Origin of the sequence: Vibrio sp. SG41-7 (assembly GCF_014164465.1) — a bacterium.
Taxonomy (GTDB): domain Bacteria; phylum Pseudomonadota; class Gammaproteobacteria; order Enterobacterales; family Vibrionaceae; genus Vibrio; species Vibrio splendidus.
The window spans coordinates 1-17,059 of record NZ_JACJFF010000043.1 but is presented as its reverse complement, the minus strand read 5'-3'; the positions used below and the strand labels follow the sequence as shown (position 1 = coordinate 17,059).

The following is a 17,059-nucleotide window of genomic DNA, read 5'->3' as shown; positions in this document are numbered from 1 at the left end:
GCTCCTAGCTGTTACCAACCAGGAGCCGACTGTGAATTGTATCACGCTTTTATTGGCTAATCGTTAGTTTCTTTACATCGCCATTGCGAGTCGTCACTAAGTAGCCTTCAGGCATTTCAATTGGCGCAACCGCAAAGCCGCTATCATCGACGAGCTGTTGAGCAACAAACTCACCCGATGAACGATCTAACCAGTGCAGATAACCTTCTGTGTCACCCACGACTACATAACCATTAATAATAGCAGGTGCTGTCAGTAAGCGGTTTTCTAACAATGGAGTGCTCCAAAGTTCAGTACCACTACGCGCATCAACCGCAACCACATGATCTTTGTCGGTAACGACAAACAAACGGCTGCCATCACTTGCTAAATCAATCGCTGACGAGTAGTTACGCTTCCAAATTGGCTTACCAGAACGAAGATCGATAGCGATTAGCTGACCATTGATACCGACGGTATACAGGGTTCCGCCAAGAACAATCGGTGATGCATCAACATCAACCAAGCGATCGATTTCCGTTGCACCTTTTGGTGTGCCTACTGGCTGTTGCCAAATAAGCTGACCACGGTCAACAATAGCGGCTGCTAAACGACCATTTGCAGTCCCCCAGAATACACCACCAGAAACCGCAACAGGCGAGCTATCGCCACGAAGTGTTAGGCTTGGAACTTCAGTGCTAATCGTCCATTTTTGTTCGCCGCTTTCTTGATCTAACGCGATCAACATACCGCGACTGGTATGAACAATAACCATGTTGCTTTCAGTTGCAGGGGATGCAAGCACCTCACCATTCACTGATACACGCCACAGCTCTTCACCGGTTGATTCATCCATCGCGATCACTTCGCCATTTTCAGAACCAACAAATACTTTGCCGTAAGCCGCCGTTAAGCCACCCGATAAACGAGCCAGTACTTCTTTCTCAAGATCGACTTTCCACAGCTCTTTACCGGTTTCAGGGTCAAGCGCTTTAACCATACCTTCACGGCTCGCAACAAACACTTTGTCGTAAGCCAATTCTGGCGTTAGTTTTGAAAAGTAGTGGCCAACACCATCACCAACCGACGTAGACCATTCCTGACTAGGAGTGAACTCGCTATTTACTGTTGGTACTGGCGCCATGATGACGGTGTCTTCTTCACCCGCACAGCCAGCCAATAGGCCAAGAGCAATCGCACACAACGCCGCTTTTGGAAACATCTTCTTCATTCAAAGCGCCTTATTTAGCTAGGTCGTCAAGTTTGATTTGAAGCGTTTGGCTCGCATCAGCTGCTTGTTGTGCTTCAGAGTAAGCACTGTAAGCCGCATCTGTATCGCCTTTACGAAGTGAGATATCACCACGCAGTTCAGCAACACGGCCAGTCCAAGATTCGTCAGTCATCGCTTCAAGATCAGTCAATGCTGCGTCAAATTCACCTTGCTCAGCTTTGATACGTGCAGCACGGTAAGTCAGTAGTGGCGTAAGTGCCGCATCCTTAGTTGCCGATTTTGCCCACTCAAGCTGTTCAAGTGCAGCTGCAAGGTCACCCGCTTGAACTTGCGCTTTTGCTAATTGCATAGCAGCAAGTACAGAGTATTCAGCGTCTTTGTTAGCGTCGATAAAAGCTTGAATATCAGATTGAGCATCAACGCCCTTAGCATCAAGAGCTGAAATTACAGAGGTGTAGCCTTCTGAAGCTACTTCACGCGCTTCAACGACTGAATCTTGGTAATAGCGCCAGCCAAATAGACCGCCTAAACCAATAACTGCACCAAAGATTACGGCTTTACCGTTCTCTTTCCACCAATCTTTAATGGCTTCAACTTGTTGCTCTTCGCTATCGTAAAGTTCCACTTCCTGTCCTCTTTAATTCTTTAAACGCCAGCATAGTGCTGACGTTGATATTCATTGTGAGCGTTTGCTCAATGGCTAATTAGATTAGCGCAGCAACTTTCTCTGCAACTTCCGTTTGAGACACGGTTTCTTGCTCGCCGCCAACCAGATCTTTTAGCACAACTGTATTGTCAGCAACTTCGTTCTCACCAAGTACCAGTGCTACAACAGCACCTACTTTGTCAGCACGCTTGAATTGCTTCTTGAAGTTACCACCACCGAAGTGGTTCATTACGCGTACGCCTTCAACGGTATCGCGTAATTGATTCGCTAACTGCATGCCTGCGATCATAGTACCTTCGCCAGCAGCAACCACGTATACGTCAACGCTACGGCGAACTTCTGTTAGCTCTAGCGTTTCCATCATAAGAACTAGACGCTCTAGACCCATTGCGAAGCCAACAGCATTGGTTGCTTTGCCGCCTAGTTGCTCAACAAGACCATCGTAACGACCGCCGCCACAAACTGTACCTTGAGCACCAAGGCTATCAGTGATCCACTCAAATACTGTGCGGTTGTAGTAATCTAGGCCACGTACTAGACGCTCATTAACTTGGTATTCGATACCAACAGCGTCAAGAAGTTCACACAAACCAGCAAAATGTTGCTTCGATTCTTCACCTAAATATTCAGATAGTCGAGGTGCGTCACCTAAGATAGCTTGAACATCCGGGTTCTTAGTATCAAGTACACGTAGAGGGTTAGTGTGCATGCGACGTTTGCAGTCTTCATCTAGCACATCAATGTGTTGCTCAAGGAAAGTCACTAACGCAGTGCGGTAGCTTACGCGATCTTCTTGAGAACCGATTGAGTTTAGCTCGAGGCGAACGTGCTTATCGATGCCTAGTTCACGCCATAGACGTGCTGTCATCATGATAAGTTCTGCGTCAACGTCTGGACCGTCTAGGCCAAACACTTCAACACCACATTGGTGGAATTGACGGTAACGACCTTTTTGAGGACGCTCGTGACGGAACATTGGACCCATGTACCATAGGCGCTGCTCATCACGGTTGATAAGGCTGTTTTGAATACATGAACGTACACAACCTGCTGTGCCTTCTGGACGCAGCGTTAGGCTGTCGCCATTACGGTCATCAAAGGTGTACATCTCTTTAGAAACAACGTCTGTCTCTTCACCAACCGCACGGCTAAATAGGTTCGTTTCTTCAACGATAGGCATACGTACTTCGTTGTAACCGTATGCACTCACCACACTTTTAACTGCGCTTTCTACTTTCTGCCACAGTGGTGATTGAGTTGGTAGGCAGTCGTTCATGCCTCGAATTGCTTGGATATTTTTAGCCACAGTATTTATTCCGTAATTTCTCACGACCAGGTGTTAGTGCGAATAGACCATCACACCCCATCGCGTTGTATTAATCTTCTAAGTTTTCTACATCAATGCGATTTGCTTTATCAAGCACCGATGCTTTTGCTCGGATCTTCGCTTCAAGCTTGTCGACAAGGTCATCGTTGTCAAAACGCTCTTTCTGACGCTTACCGTCTTCGTAGAAGGCACTCTTACGAGCACTACCCGCAAGGCCTAAGTGAGACACTTCAGCTTCACCAGGGCCGTTAACGACACAACCGATGATAGAGACATCCATTGGAGTCACTATGTCTTCCAAGCGTTCTTCAAGGGCGTTAACGGTGTTGATAACATCGAATTCTTGGCGAGAACAGCTCGGACACGCAATGAAGTTGATACCACGTGAGCGAATGCGCAAAGATTTAAGAATATCAAAGCCAACTTTGATCTCTTCGATTGGATCTGCTGCTAGCGAGATACGCAGCGTATCGCCGATACCTTCGGACAATAACATGCCCAAACCTACAGCCGATTTCACAGAACCCGCACGTGCTCCACCCGCTTCAGTAATACCTAGGTGAAGTGGTTGGTCAATCTGCTTAGCAAGCAAACGGTAAGAACCGACGGCTAGGAATACATCAGAAGCCTTCACGCTGACTTTGAATTGATCAAAGTTCAGACGGTCTAGGATATCGACGTGACGCATTGCAGATTCAACCAGCGCTTCCGCTGTAGGCTCTGTGTATTTCTCTTGGATCTCTTTTTCAAGAGAACCACCGTTAACACCAATACGAATCGGAATATTCATATCACGAGCACAATCCACAACAGAGCGAATGCGGCTTTCGTTACCGATGTTTCCTGGGTTGATACGCAGACAGTCAACCCCATACTCTGCCACTTTAAGAGCGATACGGTAGTCGAAGTGAATGTCAGCAACCAAAGGAACAGAGACCTGCTGCTTGATTAGCTTAAAAGCTTCAGCGGCCTCCATAGTCGGTACAGATACGCGAACGATATCTGCCCCCACTTTTTCCAAAGCTCTAATTTGAGCGACGGTCGCGGCGACATCTGTTGTTCTTGTGTTGGTCATGGATTGCACAGCAATTGGTGCACCATCACCGATCGGCACATCACCCACATAAATACGGGTTGATTTGCGACGAATAATAGGAGATTCGTGTTGCATATTAACTCTAAGGTAAGGTTATTCTAGCTACTTTGCCTGAAGTATACCCAGAAAGGTCGACAGGTTCACTTGCAAATGTCATCGATACGCCTTCAGGCGCACCCAGAATCACTTTATATGGTGCAGTTCCAGAAAGATTTAATGTCTGGCCTGCTTTTTTAATGCCAGTAGATAATGTTTTGCCCGAAGCATCTTTCACTTGGATCCAACAATCAGCAGAGAACTGCATCACTAGCTCGTTAACCACAGCTTCAGGCGCTACAGTCTCTGATTCCTTAGTAACCGAAGCAACGTCTGCTGCTTCTGGTGCTTCTTCAAGGACTTCAACAGGGTCAAGAGTTACTGAATCTTCAGCTGAACTCACTTCAGTAAGCTCATCAGAATTTTCAGTAACAGGAGATGTTTCTGTGTTTTGCTCTGCTTCAATCACTTCTAATGAAGTAAGCTCAGGATCAAGCGACTCTTCTACCACTAGCTCTTCCGAGCTTTCAGTATTGGCTAAAGATTGAGATAAGGTGTCTTGCTGTTGGTTCTGCCACCACCAAAGTGAGGAGATGCCCACAATCACAGCAAAGATACTCCAAGTAAGGAGCATAATACGGCTGTTGTGCTTCTCGGTTTTAGTCTTACGAGAGAAGCTCAACATTTCTTGTTCTTGATGTTGGGCATCACCAGAATGATGAAGCGCGTTCAACACGACTTTTTCATCAAGATTGACGTATTTCGCGTATGAACGAATGTAACCTCGCATAAAGGTAGCAACCTGATCTGACTCGAATTGGTTTTCTTCAATTTGCTGGATAAGCGTAACGCGTAGCTTCAAGCGATCAGAGATCTGCTTTTGTGTTAAACCAAGAGATTCTCGTTTATTTTTGAGCAGCGTTCCCGCTTCAATTGCTGGAGCGACAGTTTCTTGCGTTTGTGTTTCTTGTTCTGTGTTCATAGAGAGTGAACTTCTAAAGTATTATTGCAGGTTGATGAGAGCATTTTTTATTTTCGTTTAAGCTCAATCTTACAACCTACTATGTGGAATTTTTCCTGTCACCCGGTTCATCAACCCTTAAAGTAGAAAACCACACACTGTTGGTGAGCGACTTTCTCAGGAAGCTAGTTTATCAAGTAGCCAACCTAAATAGACACATTGACGATTATCGGGTAACAAGCGAGCACTTAAATTAATTTAAGATTATTTAATCATAAGCTAATGCCATTACAAGGCAAAAACACTTTCGACAAAATTTACCGTCAGCTCATGGTTTTGTCCAAAATTTAACGAAAAATGTAAGAAAGCGTGGGGAAAAAATCCATTTTTTGGAAATTCACCTTCCAGAAAAGCAACAAGCCAGAAGGAATCCTTCTGGCTTGTTTAGATCTAAATGGTATTTAAACCGCTTTTACTTGAATCACATCACCTGCGATTAAGTTAGCTTCAGAGGCGGCTTTCAGCATTTTAGTACGCTTGGTTCTATCAATGACATCACCAACCAACTGACCACATGCGGCATCAATATCATCGCCACGTGTTTTACGAACCGTTACTGTGTAGTTGTATTCCATCAGCGTTTTTTGGAAGCGATCAATACGAGAGTTGCTTGGCTTCTTGTAAGGCGAACCCGGATAAGGGTTGAATGGAATCAAGTTGATCTTACAAGGCGTCTCTTTCATTAGCTCAGCAAGTTCACGAGCGTGGTCCATATCATCATTCACATGATCCAATAGAACGTACTCAACCGTTACTTTACCGCGGTTAGCATTTGAAGAAGCAATGTAGCGACGAACCGATGCTAGGAAATCTTGGATATCCCAACGGTCGTTGATTGGCATGATTTGGCTACGTAGTGCATCGTTTGGTGCGTGTAGAGAAATCGCCAGAGCCACATCGATGTTGTCTGTCATCTGATCAAGACCAGAAACAACACCAGATGTTGATACTGTCACACGACGCTTAGACAGTGAGAATCCTAGATCATCAAGCATCAGCTCTAATGATGGAATTAGGTTCTTCATGTTAAGCAGAGGCTCACCCATACCCATCATTACGACGTTAGTAATTGGACGACGACCCGTATCTTTCTCTAAACCGATTTCACGTGCAGCACGCCAGATTTGACCAACGATCTCTGAAACTTTCAGGTTACGGTTGAAGCCTTGTTGAGCCGTAGAGCAGAATTTACATTCTAGTGCACAACCAACCTGTGAAGATACACATAGCGTCGCACGGTCACCATCTGGGATGTATACCGTCTCAACGTCTTGGTCACCAACGCTCATAGCCCATTTAATGGTGCCATCTGCAGAGTGCTGAGCTTCAGAAACGATAGGTGCAACAATCTCACAGCGATGCAGCAGTTTCTCACGTAATTTTTTGTTGATGTTGTTCATTTGTTCGAAGTCATCGACACCGAAGTGATAAATCCACTTCATCACTTGCTCTGCTCGAAACGCTTTCTCATTCAGTTCTTCTGTGAAAAATTTACGAAGACCTTTACGATCAAAATCGAGTAGATTGACTTTAGCTGTGGTCATGATGCCTCTCAATGACGGAACAATAATTAAGGGCGCGAATTGTACAGGCTTTACGCAACTTCAACAAGCGCTGTAAAACCCTGTGTTTATTAAGACATTCAAAGTTAAGCGATTAAAACTTGAACAATTGTTTTGTTCGGTCTGAGAATACCTAAATTAAAGAAAAGATTCCCGATTACGCTCCTCCGTCGCTTTCGGGAATGACGTAAATAATCTCCACAAGCTCACCAATACTTACCACAAGATTATGGTCCCGCCATTCATCGCTATCAGGTCATGAACTCCTCAAAGCCCGTTATTCCAGAACTGAGGAACGAGGTATCTGGAATCTCCAACAACTAACAGAGATTCCCGCTTACACTCCTACGTCGCTCTCGGGAATGACGACTAAATAGATTATCGAGAATGCAAAGTCCACATACGAAAAAGGCTTCACCGAAGTGAAGCCTTTATTGATACTTGCTGTTGTCTGCTTATTCAGCTGGACGCGGGCAAATTTCAGATTCTGGGAAGAAGAATTCGATTTCGCGAGCTGCAGACTCAGGGCTGTCGCTGCCGTGTACTGAGTTGTAACGCATGCTGATTGCGTAGTCAGCACGGATAGTGCCGCATGCCGCTTCTTCTGGGTTAGTTTTACCCATTAGTTCACGGTAACGAGCAATCGCGTTTTCGCCTTCAAGTATTTGAACCATGATAGAACCAGAAGTCATGAACTCTTTTAGTGGTCCAAAGAACTCTTTACCTTCATGTTCTGCATAGAAGCCACTTGCTTGCGCTTCAGTAAGAGAAACCATTTTAGCGGCAATAATCTGTAGGCCTGCTTTTTCAATGCGGTGGTAGATTTCACCAACAAGGTTACGCTTAACTGCATCCGGCTTAACAATTGAGAACGTTCTTTCTAGAGCCATAGGGATTCCTTCACTTCATTTTTTTGTTATTAAATACTGAAATTACTGAGATCATTCGATCTGAGTTGATGAATAAGCGGTATCGAAATACCGCTCACTCTTATTATTATTTTGCTTGGTCGATAAGAAGACGAGCCAGTGTACGAACACCCATACCGGTCGCGCCTGCAGCCCACTTATCACTTGATGACTTACGGTAAGTACCTGCGCAGTCCATGTGAATCCAACCTTTTTTGTAATCATCGACAAAGTAAGAAAGGAACGCAGCAGCGGTACTTGCACCCGGAGTGTAATCACCAGAGCTGATGTTTGATAGATCAGCAAAATTTGAAGGCAACATGCCACGGTGGAAGTCAGCAAGAGGCAATGGCCATAGGCCTTCTTTCTCTTGATTTGCCGCCGTTAGTGCTTGGTGAGACAACTCATCATCGAAGCTCAATAGTGCGTGGTAGTCGTTACCTAATGCATTTTTAGCCGCGCCGGTTAGCGTTGCACAGTCGATGATCAGCTCAGGGTTTTGTGCACTTGCGTACATCAAACCATCAGCAAGAACCAAGCGACCTTCCGCATCGGTATTCATGATCTCAACCGTCTTACCATTTTTGTAAGTAATGATGTCGCCAAGCTTCAATGCACGACCTGAGATCATGTTCTCTGCACAACATAGAATAAGCTTAATACGCTTGTTCAGGCCGCGTTCAATCGCTAGACCTAAACCACCCGTAATAGTCGCCGCACCACCCATGTCAGCCTTCATTGCTGTCATGAATTGACCTGGCTTGATGCTGTAACCGCCTGAGTCGAAAGTGATACCTTTACCAACCAGACAAGCAAATACAGGTGCGTCTTCGTCGCCGGTAGGGTTGAAGTCCAGTTGAAGCATCGCAGATGTGCGTTCAGAGCCGCGGCCTACCGCGTAGATGCCTTCCCAACCTTCAGTTAGGAGATCTTTGTCTTTAACGATTTTCGCTTTAACTGTGCCCGCAGGAGCCACTGACTTGATGTATTCCGCAGCCATCGTCGCTAATTGACGAGGTGCCACTTCTTCAGCGGTTTTGTTGATGATGTCACGAGTCCAATCAGTAGAGCGAATGCGAGCTTCTAGCTCAGCTTGGTCGGTTTCTGAAAGTGTATCCCATTCCAATGCATTCTTTTTCTTTGGTCCACGGTAGCCTTGGTAGAAAGCCCAAACGCTTTCTAAATCCCACCCTTCACCGCTAAGTGAAACCAATGCGATACCTTGTCCGTCAAGCGTACGACCAGCACGTTGAACCGCTCCTAAATCGTGGCCTTCACCAATGTGAATTGTCGCTCCCGCTTCAGAAAACGATAAAATAGCTCTTGCTCCCCACTGAGGCTGGGCAGCTTCTTGACTTAAAAATACTGACATCTGTGTAGACATGATTTCTCCTTGTCATGAACCACCTTGAGTGTGTGGTTCTGATTATTTTTTATTAGCGGACTGATGTTAGCATTATGTAGGAGAAAAATGTCATTTTGATAAAAAAACGGACCATAAGGTCCGCTTTTTTTAGTAAGAATTGTTAACTTGGCTGTGTTTTATATTGGATAAATTCCAACCAACGGCCAAATTATAGAACAAGAGGGCTAGTCCATCTCATCCATCCAGCACAAAATAATGGCCTCTAGAATTTTCTCATTCGAGTGATTCGGCTCATCATCAAAATCTTCGAGATCTAACACCCATTGATGCAAGTCCGTAAAACGCACCGTTTTAGGATCGGTATCTGGGTATAAATCACATAGTTCAATCGCAATATCTCGCGAATCAATCCATTTCAAGCTCATAACACTTCCTTATATTTATCAGCGACGATTTGTCATCTTCATGATTTATATTCTATGCCAGTTTCACTAACAGTTTTAGCCGAGCTGAATTCTTAGTGCTCTTCAGAAGCTAGGTTCAATGTGTACTTTGGAATCTCAACAACCAGGTCAGTATCCGCCACTTTAGCTTGGCAACCAAGACGAGATTCCATTTCCAGACCCCATGCTTTATCAAGCATGTCGTCTTCTAGGTCATCACTTTCTTCTAATGAGTCGAAACCTTCACGAATCACAACGTGACATGTAGTACATGCACACGACTTTTCACATGCGTGTTCAATACCAATACCGGCCTTCAGTGCAACATCAAGAACCGTCTCACCAGTTTTTGCTTCTAAAACAGCGCCTTCTGGACATAGATCTTCGTGAGGTAAAACAATAATCTTTGGCATGTTTATCTATTCTCTAACTATTAAATATTATCGACTGACTGACCTGACAGTGCAGCTCGAATTGATTTATCCATACGACGAGAAGCAAAGTCTTGGCTCGCTTTGTCGGTATTCTTAATTTCTAGCTCAATGGCATCGGAATTATCGCCATTACGCACTTCGATCAGTGCTTCAATCGCTTGAACAAGTTGTTGTCTGCCTTGTTCATCAAGCAGCTCGTCACCATCAGCTTGCATCGCAGCAATAAGGCCTTCAATAACACGATCCGCTTCTACGCGTTGTTCAGCAAGAGCACGCGCTTGCATGTCTTCTTTAGCAAACGTCATCGAATCTTTCAGCATGTTCGCCACTTCATTATCGCTTAAGCCGTAAGACGGTTTAACCTGAATTTCAGCTTGAACGCCAGTGCTCTTCTCCATCGCGGTAACCGATAGCAGGCCATCAGCATCCACTTGGTAAGTGACACGAATATGCGCAGCACCTGCTGTCATTGGCGGAATGCCTTTCAGAGCAAATCGAGCTAGTGAACGACAGTCGTCGACCATTTCACGCTCTCCTTGCACGGTGTGCACTGTCATTGCAGTTTGACCGTCTTTGAACGTGGTAAATTCTTGTGCGCGAGCAACAGGGATCGTGGTGTTACGAGGGATAATCTTTTCGACCAAGCCACCCATAGTTTCGATACCTAAGGAAAGTGGGATAACATCTAGAAGTAGCATCTCAGAGTCAGGCTTGTTGCCAACTAAGATATCCGCTTGAATCGACGCACCAATCGCAACCACTTCATCAGGGTTAATGCTGGTTAATGGCGTACGACCAAAGAAGCCACCCACCATTTCACGGACAAGTAAGGTACGAGTTGAACCACCAACCATAACCACTTCCAGAACTCCGTCCGCGTCAACTTCAGCATCTTTCAGTGCGCGACGGCAAGAAAGTAGCGTTTTCTTAACTAGTGGCTTGATGAGCTCTTCGAACTCTTCACGAGTTAATGAACCAGACCAACCTAGTACGTCAACATCAACACTTTCAGCTTCAGATAAGCCAATCTTCGCTTCTGTTGCTGCGTCTAGAAGAATACGGTTCTGTTCTGCCGTAAGCTCTGATAAGCCCATTTGCGCTTGGAAATGTTCTGCAATCAAATGGTCAAAGTCATCACCACCTAGCGCAGAGTCACCACCCGTTGCTAAAACTTCAAAGACACCTTTAGATAGGCGTAGGATAGAGATATCAAACGTACCACCACCCAAGTCATAAACGGCGATTACCCCTTCTTTACCTGAATCCAGGCCGTAAGCAATCGCTGCGGCAGTAGGTTCATTAAGAAGACGTAACACGTGAAGACCAGCAAGTTGCGCCGCGTCTTTCGTACCGGCACGCTGTGCATCATCAAAGTACGCAGGAACGGTAATCACTGCACCAGATAGCTCGCCACCTAGTGTTGACTCAGCACGTTGACCTAGCGCTCGAAGAATGTCTGCTGATACTTGAATTGGGTTCTTGTTGCCTTGTTCTGTGCGAATCACAGGCAAACCATTATCACTTTCTTCAAACTGATATGGCAGAGATGGGTATCGCTGTTGAATATCTGACAGTGAACGACCGATTAATCGCTTAACTGAGATAATGGTATTTTTAGGATCAGTTTGTGCATTTGCACGCGCTTCATCACCAGTCGTATAAGATTCCGATTGGTAGTGAACAACTGAAGGTAAAATGCTTCGACCTTGTTGATCAACGAGTGTACTCGCCTCGCCACTGCGTACTGCAGCAACCAACGAGTTTGTTGTACCTAAATCAATACCCACAGCAAGCTTATGCTGGTGAGGAGCGGCGCTTTGCCCTGGTTCTGCAATCTGAAGTAGTGCCATGGAGGTGTCCTTGTTATACAAACTAGCCGATCAAACGATCTTCAACTAATTCGATTTCATTCTTTAATTTTGCAATAAACTTAAGCTTTCTTACTCGGTCTGCAGCTTCAAGCCAAGCTTCGCTTTCAAGTTCTTGTTGGATAGCGCTTAATTGTTGTTTATACATTTTGCTAACCTTGCCTTCAAATGCAAATAGCGCATCTTCGGGATCAGAACTGTCTGCGATGTCTTCTAGCTCTTCACGCAACTCCATCTGCTCCATCAGGAACATCGGATCTTGCATGGTTTGTTGTTCGCCACGAATGTCTTCACCGTGTTGAACCAGCAGGTATTCTGCTCGGCTGATTGGATTCTTCAATACCTGGTACGCATCATTGATTTGTGCCGCTTTTTGCACGGCTAATAAGCGATCACGCTCAGAAGCTATCGCGAATTTATCAGGATGGAATTGGCGTTGCAGATCTCTAAACTGAGAAGAAAGAAGGCTACCATCCAGTTGAAACTGAAGTGGTAGCCCAAATAATTCGAAATGATTCATGTAAAGGTGGTCCTAAGTTTAGGCTCTTTGTTCAGAGCCTAATTTTATTCTTCGCTTACAACGCTTAACGATTCAAGCGTTTAAACATTGAAGCTCTCACCACAACCACATTCGCCTTTCGCGTTCGGGTTGTTGAATTCAAAACCTTCGTTTAGGCCTTCTTTTACATAATCAAGCTCAGTACCATCTAGGTATACTAGGCTCTTTGGATCAATGATGACCTTCACACCTGAGTGCTCAAACACTTCGTCTTCTTCGTTAAGCTCGTCAACGAATTCCAGTACATACGCCATACCCGAACAGCCAGTAGTTTTTACTGCTAAGCGTAACCCGAGACCTTTACCACGGTTATCTAGGAAAGCTTGAACTCGGCTTGCTGCCGTATCTGTCATGGTGATGGCCATACTACAACCTTGTGTTTTATATAAATTGAGAACTCAGGTGGGAGCACAAAGGGTGCTCCCAAATATTACTTATTTTGTCGACGTGATTACGGTATTGAAGCGATTAGTGCTTCTTTTTGTAATCCGCAACAGCTGCTTTGATCGCATCTTCAGCAAGAATTGAACAGTGAACTTTTACTGGTGGCAACTCAAGCTCTTCTGCGATTTCAGAGTTTTTAATAGCAGCTGCTTCATCAATACTTTTGCCTTTAACCCACTCTGTAACTAGTGAGCTAGAAGCGATTGCGCTACCGCAACCGTAAGTCTTGAATTTTGCGTCTTCAATAATACCTTCTGCAGATACTTTGATTTGCAGTTTCATTACGTCACCACAAGCCGGTGCGCCAACCATGCCGCTACCTACACTTGGGTCTTCTTTATCAAACGAACCTACGTTACGTGGGTTTTCGTAGTGATCAATTACTTTTTCGCTATATGCCATGATAGTTACCTCGAATCCTCTATTTCCGTGAGATTAGTGATGAGCCCACTCAACAGTGTTCAAATCAATCCCTTCTTTATACATATCCCATAGAGGAGACATGTCGCGTAATTTGTTTACCGCTACACGGATTTGTGCAATCGCGTAGTCGATTTCTTCTTCCGTTGTAAAACGGCCGAATGAGAAACGTACTGAGCTGTGTGCCAGTTCATCGTTCAGACCAAGAGCACGTAAAACGTATGAAGGCTCTAGGCTTGCTGATGTACATGCAGAACCTGATGATACTGCTAGGTCTTTAAGAGACATAAGCAGAGATTCACCTTCAACGAAAGCAAAGCTCACGTTTAGGTTGTGTGGTACACGTTGGTCTAAGTCGCCGTTTACCGTTACTGCTTCTAGATCTTGAACACCTTTCAATAGGCGCTCACGAAGTGCTAGTGCGTGATCGTAATCTTTCTGCATGTCTTGTTTAGCGATAGCAAACGCTTCGCCCATACCCACGATTTGGTGAGTAGCAAGAGTACCAGAACGGAAACCACGTTCATGACCGCCACCGTGCATTTGCGCTTCAAGGCGAATACGTGGCTTACGACGAACGTACAAAGCGCCGATGCCTTTAGGGCCGTATGCTTTGTGTGCAGACATAGAGATAAGATCAACTTTCATCTCTTTTACGTCTAGTGGGATTTTACCCGCAGACTGCGCCGCATCAACGTGGAAGATGATCTTGCGTGCACGACATAACTCGCCGATTGCACCGATATCTTGGATTACACCAATCTCGTTGTTAACGTGCATGATAGAAACTAAAACAGTATCTTCACGCATTGCAGACTGTAGCTTGTCTAGATCAATGATGCCGTTTGCTTCTGGCTCAAGGTAAGTTACCTCAAAACCTTCACGCTCTAGTTGGCGACATGGATCAAGAACCGCTTTGTGTTCTGTTTTACACGTGATTACGTGCTTACCTTTCTTCTCGTAAAAGTGCGCTGCACCTTTGATAGCAAGGTTGTCTGACTCTGTAGCACCTGACGTGAAAACAATTTCACGTGGGTCTGCATTTAGTAGATCGGCAATTTGCTCACGAGCATTATCTACTGATTCTTCTGCCTGCCAGCCGTAACGGTGTGAACGAGATGCAGGGTTACCGAAGTTACCGTCCATCGTCATGCACTGAACCATTTTTTCAGCAACACGTGGATCGACTGGGCATGTAGCTGAATAGTCAAAGTAAATAGGCAGTTTCATTTTCTACTCCAATGTAAAAACTGACCGCTAAGAGCGGGCATTAACACCGTGAGGTGCTGCACTAATCGTTGTAGTGCTCGTATTTTTATGTGCAAAACCATTATTAACCGCAAGATCGATATCTTGACGATCAGAAATCTGTAAAACTTCGTTATCTTTCATTAGCTCACCGAGCGTAATGTCGTTTAAGAAGCTGCTGATTCGGGAGCTTAAATCACGCCATAAAGTGTGAGTTAAACAACGACTACCACCTTGGCAGTCTGCTCGACCGTGACACTTAGTTGCGTCCACTGATTCGTCTACTGCAGCAATCACAGTTCCGACAGCGATGTCGCTCGCTTCAGCACCTAAACGGTAACCACCGCCAGGACCACGAACACTAGCAACTAAGCCAGCTTTACGTAACTTAGAAAATAGTTGTTCTAAGTAAGATAACGAGATGCCTTGTCGCTCTGAAATGTCAGCCAGAGGAACTGGGCTCTTTTGCGAATGCAGTGCTACATCTAGCATAGCTGTTACCGCATATCTTCCTTTAGATGTAAGTTTCATATCACACCGTATCCACATTGTTTATGTGGTTGGAATTTTCCCATACCCGACTAAATTGGTCAAGTATTTAGTTGACTATTTTAGTCAGGTATTCATCCCTACAAGCAGAGTGGGTTTTATTTGTCGTTTTTGCTCTTCTCAATTGAAGTCAAAATACCACGTAGAGTATTGATCTCTTGCAGTTCAGGACGAGCTCGGCTGAACAGACGACGTAGCTTGTTCATCACCTGACCCGGTTTATCCTTAGAGATAAATTGGGTATCAATGATCACTTTTTCAAGGTGTTCATAGAACATTTCTAGTTCTTCGTGACGTGGGTACTCATCTTGTTGCTGTGGTTGATATTGGCTCGCAACCATATCAAGGTGTGCCACGCGAACTTCATAGCTTAGCGTTTGTACCGCCATTGCTAGGTTCAGTGAACTGTATTCAGGGTTGGCTGGGATACATACATGGAAGTGGCACTTCTGAAGCTCATCGTTAGTCAAGCCAGTGCGCTCACGACCGAAGACTAATGCTACAGGGTGCTTTTGACCTTCAACGGCAAACTTTTGTCCGCACTCACGAGGCTCTAGCATTGGCCATTCAAGCGTACGTGAACGTGCACTTGAACCAACCACCAAACCACAGTCTTTTACTGCTTCATCCAATGTAGACACAATGGTCGCGTTTTCTGCGATGTCACCAGCACCCGCAGCCAGTGCTAAGGTCTGCTCGTCAACTTCACATTGAGGGTCTACAAGAACTAATTGACTCAAACCCATCACTTTCATTGCGCGAGCTGCTGATCCGATATTTCCCGAATGAGACGTACCAACCAGAACGACTTTTACATTGTCTAACATGCTATATGACACCACTTTAAAAATAATCGCGAGATATTAACACATAGCTAAGTAAAATGGTCAGACCCTTCTCGTAATGTGAATTCAAGAGTTCAAAAAACAACCACTTCCCTTTTGCAAAAAATTTGGTATACTCGCCGCCGCTTTAAACTGTTCTTTAACATCTTGTGGGAAAAACCTATGCATCCAATGCTAAACATTGCGATACGCGCTGCGCGTAAAGCTGGCAACCATATTGCTAAATCTCTAGAAACAACTGATAAGATCGAATCGTCTCTAAAAGGTAACAACGATTACGTTACTAACATTGCTCAAGAAGCTGAGTACATGATTATTGAGACAATCAAATCATCTTACCCAGAGCACAGCATTATTTCTGAAGAGTCAGGCCTGACTGAAGGTAAAGATTCTGACGTACAATGGATCGTTGACCCACTAGATGGCACCAACAACTTTGTAAAAGGTTTCCCTCACTTCTCTGTATCTATTGCTGTTCGTATGAACGGTCGTACAGAAGTTGCTTGTGTTTATGACCCAATGCTAAACGAGCTATTCACAGCTCAACGTGGCTCTGGCGCTCAACTTAACAACGCTCGTATGCGTGTTACTCAACTTAAAGACCTTCAAGGTACTGTTCTAGCGACTGGTTTCCCATTCAAGCAAAAACAACACTCTGAATCTTTCATGAAGATCATCTCAGGTCTATTCGTTGATTGTGCGGACTTCCGTCGTACTGGCTCTCCAGCACTTGACCTATGTTACCTAGCGGCTGGCCGTGTTGACGGTTACCTAGAACTAGGCCTTAAGCCATGGGATCTAGCAGCTGGCGATCTAATCGCTCGTGAAGCTGGCGCTATCATGACTGACTTTGCTGGCGGTACTGATTACATGACGTCTGGTAATGTTGTTGCTTCAAGCGCACGTGGTGTTAAGTCTATTCTTAAGCACGTTCGTGAGAACTCTAACGAAGGTATGCTGAAGTAATTCAGACCTTACGTTAATGCTCCTTTTTTCAAGGGCGCATAGTAATTTCAAATCCTCGCTTTTGCGGGTCTTTTTTGTTTCTGCGTGTTC

Annotated in this window: 18 protein-coding genes; 1 reads left to right on the top strand and 17 read right to left on the bottom strand. The window is 45.0% G+C overall.

The features are described from left to right. Window positions 1-49 precede the first annotated feature (49 nt). The 17 genes from bamB to trmJ all read right to left on the bottom strand — a co-directional run bounded on the left by bamB (window position 50) and on the right by trmJ (window position 15,985). Window positions 50-1,210, bottom strand: coding sequence for an outer membrane protein assembly factor BamB (gene bamB, locus H5300_RS13120; RefSeq protein ID WP_017084409.1), 1,161 nt, complete (start codon window positions 1,208-1,210; stop codon window positions 50-52). Between the two features lie 10 nt (window positions 1,211-1,220). Next, window positions 1,221-1,835 carry a YfgM family protein gene (locus H5300_RS13115; protein WP_004735106.1) on the bottom strand — a complete coding sequence of 205 codons (615 nt, stop codon included), beginning with the start codon at window positions 1,833-1,835 and terminating at the stop codon, window positions 1,221-1,223. A gap of 79 nt (window positions 1,836-1,914) precedes the next feature. Further along, window positions 1,915-3,183: a histidine--tRNA ligase gene (hisS, locus tag H5300_RS13110; RefSeq protein WP_102447150.1), complete on the bottom strand. Its 1,269-nt coding sequence runs from the start codon at window positions 3,181-3,183 to the stop codon at window positions 1,915-1,917. A 70-nt stretch (window positions 3,184-3,253) separates the two neighbouring features. Next, window positions 3,254-4,375 (bottom strand): flavodoxin-dependent (E)-4-hydroxy-3-methylbut-2-enyl-diphosphate synthase, encoded by a 1,122-nt coding sequence (ispG, locus tag H5300_RS13105; protein ID WP_004735104.1) that lies wholly within the window; start codon window positions 4,373-4,375, stop codon window positions 3,254-3,256. Window positions 4,376-4,382: 7 nt separating this feature from the next. After that, entirely contained in the window at window positions 4,383-5,318 is a 936-nt protein-coding gene (gene rodZ / locus H5300_RS13100; protein ID WP_182796142.1) for a cytoskeleton protein RodZ, read from the bottom strand. A gap of 440 nt (window positions 5,319-5,758) precedes the next feature. Next, a complete protein-coding gene (locus tag H5300_RS13095; RefSeq protein ID WP_004735102.1) occupies window positions 5,759-6,901 on the bottom strand; it encodes a bifunctional tRNA (adenosine(37)-C2)-methyltransferase TrmG/ribosomal RNA large subunit methyltransferase RlmN in 1,143 nt (380 codons plus the stop codon). Window positions 6,902-7,374: 473 nt separating this feature from the next. Beyond that, entirely contained in the window at window positions 7,375-7,809 is a 435-nt protein-coding gene (gene ndk / locus H5300_RS13090) for a nucleoside-diphosphate kinase (protein ID WP_182796141.1), read from the bottom strand. Between the two features lie 106 nt (window positions 7,810-7,915). After that, on the bottom strand, window positions 7,916-9,211 hold the full coding sequence (pepB, locus tag H5300_RS13085) for an aminopeptidase PepB (RefSeq protein ID WP_065606557.1): 1,296 nt from the start codon (window positions 9,209-9,211) through the stop codon (window positions 7,916-7,918). Between the two features lie 206 nt (window positions 9,212-9,417). After that, window positions 9,418-9,618, bottom strand: a complete 201-nt coding sequence (gene iscX / locus H5300_RS13080) for a Fe-S cluster assembly protein IscX (protein ID WP_004735099.1) — start codon at window positions 9,616-9,618, stop codon at window positions 9,418-9,420. A 92-nt stretch (window positions 9,619-9,710) separates the two neighbouring features. Continuing rightward, window positions 9,711-10,049: an ISC system 2Fe-2S type ferredoxin gene (gene fdx / locus H5300_RS13075; protein ID WP_004735098.1), complete on the bottom strand. Its 339-nt coding sequence runs from the start codon at window positions 10,047-10,049 to the stop codon at window positions 9,711-9,713. Between the two features lie 20 nt (window positions 10,050-10,069). Then, the gene (gene hscA / locus H5300_RS13070) at window positions 10,070-11,920 is read right to left on the bottom strand and encodes a Fe-S protein assembly chaperone HscA (protein WP_182796140.1); all 1,851 of its coding nucleotides are present in this window, start codon (window positions 11,918-11,920) and stop codon (window positions 10,070-10,072) included. Between the two features lie 22 nt (window positions 11,921-11,942). Continuing rightward, window positions 11,943-12,458, bottom strand: a complete 516-nt coding sequence (hscB, locus tag H5300_RS13065; protein ID WP_009848288.1) for a co-chaperone HscB — start codon at window positions 12,456-12,458, stop codon at window positions 11,943-11,945. 80 nt (window positions 12,459-12,538) lie between these two features. Further along, a complete protein-coding gene (gene iscA, locus H5300_RS13060) occupies window positions 12,539-12,862 on the bottom strand; it encodes an iron-sulfur cluster assembly protein IscA (RefSeq protein WP_004735095.1) in 324 nt (107 codons plus the stop codon). 103 nt (window positions 12,863-12,965) lie between these two features. After that, window positions 12,966-13,343 (bottom strand): Fe-S cluster assembly scaffold IscU, encoded by a 378-nt coding sequence (gene iscU, locus H5300_RS13055; RefSeq protein ID WP_004735094.1) that lies wholly within the window; start codon window positions 13,341-13,343, stop codon window positions 12,966-12,968. Between the two features lie 33 nt (window positions 13,344-13,376). Beyond that, window positions 13,377-14,591, bottom strand: coding sequence for an IscS subfamily cysteine desulfurase (locus tag H5300_RS13050; protein WP_004735093.1), 1,215 nt, complete (start codon window positions 14,589-14,591; stop codon window positions 13,377-13,379). Between the two features lie 27 nt (window positions 14,592-14,618). After that, window positions 14,619-15,140 (bottom strand): Fe-S cluster assembly transcriptional regulator IscR, encoded by a 522-nt coding sequence (gene iscR, locus H5300_RS13045; RefSeq protein ID WP_017079865.1) that lies wholly within the window; start codon window positions 15,138-15,140, stop codon window positions 14,619-14,621. Between the two features lie 116 nt (window positions 15,141-15,256). Next, a complete protein-coding gene (gene trmJ / locus H5300_RS13040; RefSeq protein ID WP_004735091.1) occupies window positions 15,257-15,985 on the bottom strand; it encodes a tRNA (cytosine(32)/uridine(32)-2'-O)-methyltransferase TrmJ in 729 nt (242 codons plus the stop codon). 180 nt (window positions 15,986-16,165) lie between these two features. Between trmJ and suhB the strand changes: the two genes are divergently transcribed. After that, window positions 16,166-16,969: an inositol-1-monophosphatase gene (gene suhB, locus H5300_RS13035; RefSeq protein WP_004735090.1), complete on the top strand. Its 804-nt coding sequence runs from the start codon at window positions 16,166-16,168 to the stop codon at window positions 16,967-16,969. Window positions 16,970-17,059 lie beyond the last annotated feature (90 nt).

Coding starts and splice junctions, on each gene's coding strand:
- H5300_RS13095 (WP_004735102.1), bottom strand. CDS start 6,901: ATGACCACAGCTAAAGTCAATCTACTCGATTTTGATCGTAAAGGTCTT.
- hscA (WP_182796140.1), bottom strand. CDS start 11,920: ATGGCACTACTTCAGATTGCAGAACCAGGGCAAAGCGCCGCTCCTCAC.
- suhB (WP_004735090.1), top strand. CDS start 16,166: ATGCATCCAATGCTAAACATTGCGATACGCGCTGCGCGTAAAGCTGGC.
- ispG (WP_004735104.1), bottom strand. CDS start 4,375: ATGCAACACGAATCTCCTATTATTCGTCGCAAATCAACCCGTATTTAT.
- iscX (WP_004735099.1), bottom strand. CDS start 9,618: ATGAGCTTGAAATGGATTGATTCGCGAGATATTGCGATTGAACTATGT.
- H5300_RS13050 (WP_004735093.1), bottom strand. CDS start 14,591: ATGAAACTGCCTATTTACTTTGACTATTCAGCTACATGCCCAGTCGAT.
- ndk (WP_182796141.1), bottom strand. CDS start 7,809: ATGGCTCTAGAAAGAACGTTCTCAATTGTTAAGCCGGATGCAGTTAAG.
- pepB (WP_065606557.1), bottom strand. CDS start 9,211: ATGTCTACACAGATGTCAGTATTTTTAAGTCAAGAAGCTGCCCAGCCT.
- iscU (WP_004735094.1), bottom strand. CDS start 13,343: ATGGCATATAGCGAAAAAGTAATTGATCACTACGAAAACCCACGTAAC.
- rodZ (WP_182796142.1), bottom strand. CDS start 5,318: ATGAACACAGAACAAGAAACACAAACGCAAGAAACTGTCGCTCCAGCA.
- iscA (WP_004735095.1), bottom strand. CDS start 12,862: ATGGCCATCACCATGACAGATACGGCAGCAAGCCGAGTTCAAGCTTTC.
- iscR (WP_017079865.1), bottom strand. CDS start 15,140: ATGAAACTTACATCTAAAGGAAGATATGCGGTAACAGCTATGCTAGAT.
- fdx (WP_004735098.1), bottom strand. CDS start 10,049: ATGCCAAAGATTATTGTTTTACCTCACGAAGATCTATGTCCAGAAGGC.
- bamB (WP_017084409.1), bottom strand. CDS start 1,210: ATGAAGAAGATGTTTCCAAAAGCGGCGTTGTGTGCGATTGCTCTTGGC.
- hscB (WP_009848288.1), bottom strand. CDS start 12,458: ATGAATCATTTCGAATTATTTGGGCTACCACTTCAGTTTCAACTGGAT.
- trmJ (WP_004735091.1), bottom strand. CDS start 15,985: ATGTTAGACAATGTAAAAGTCGTTCTGGTTGGTACGTCTCATTCGGGA.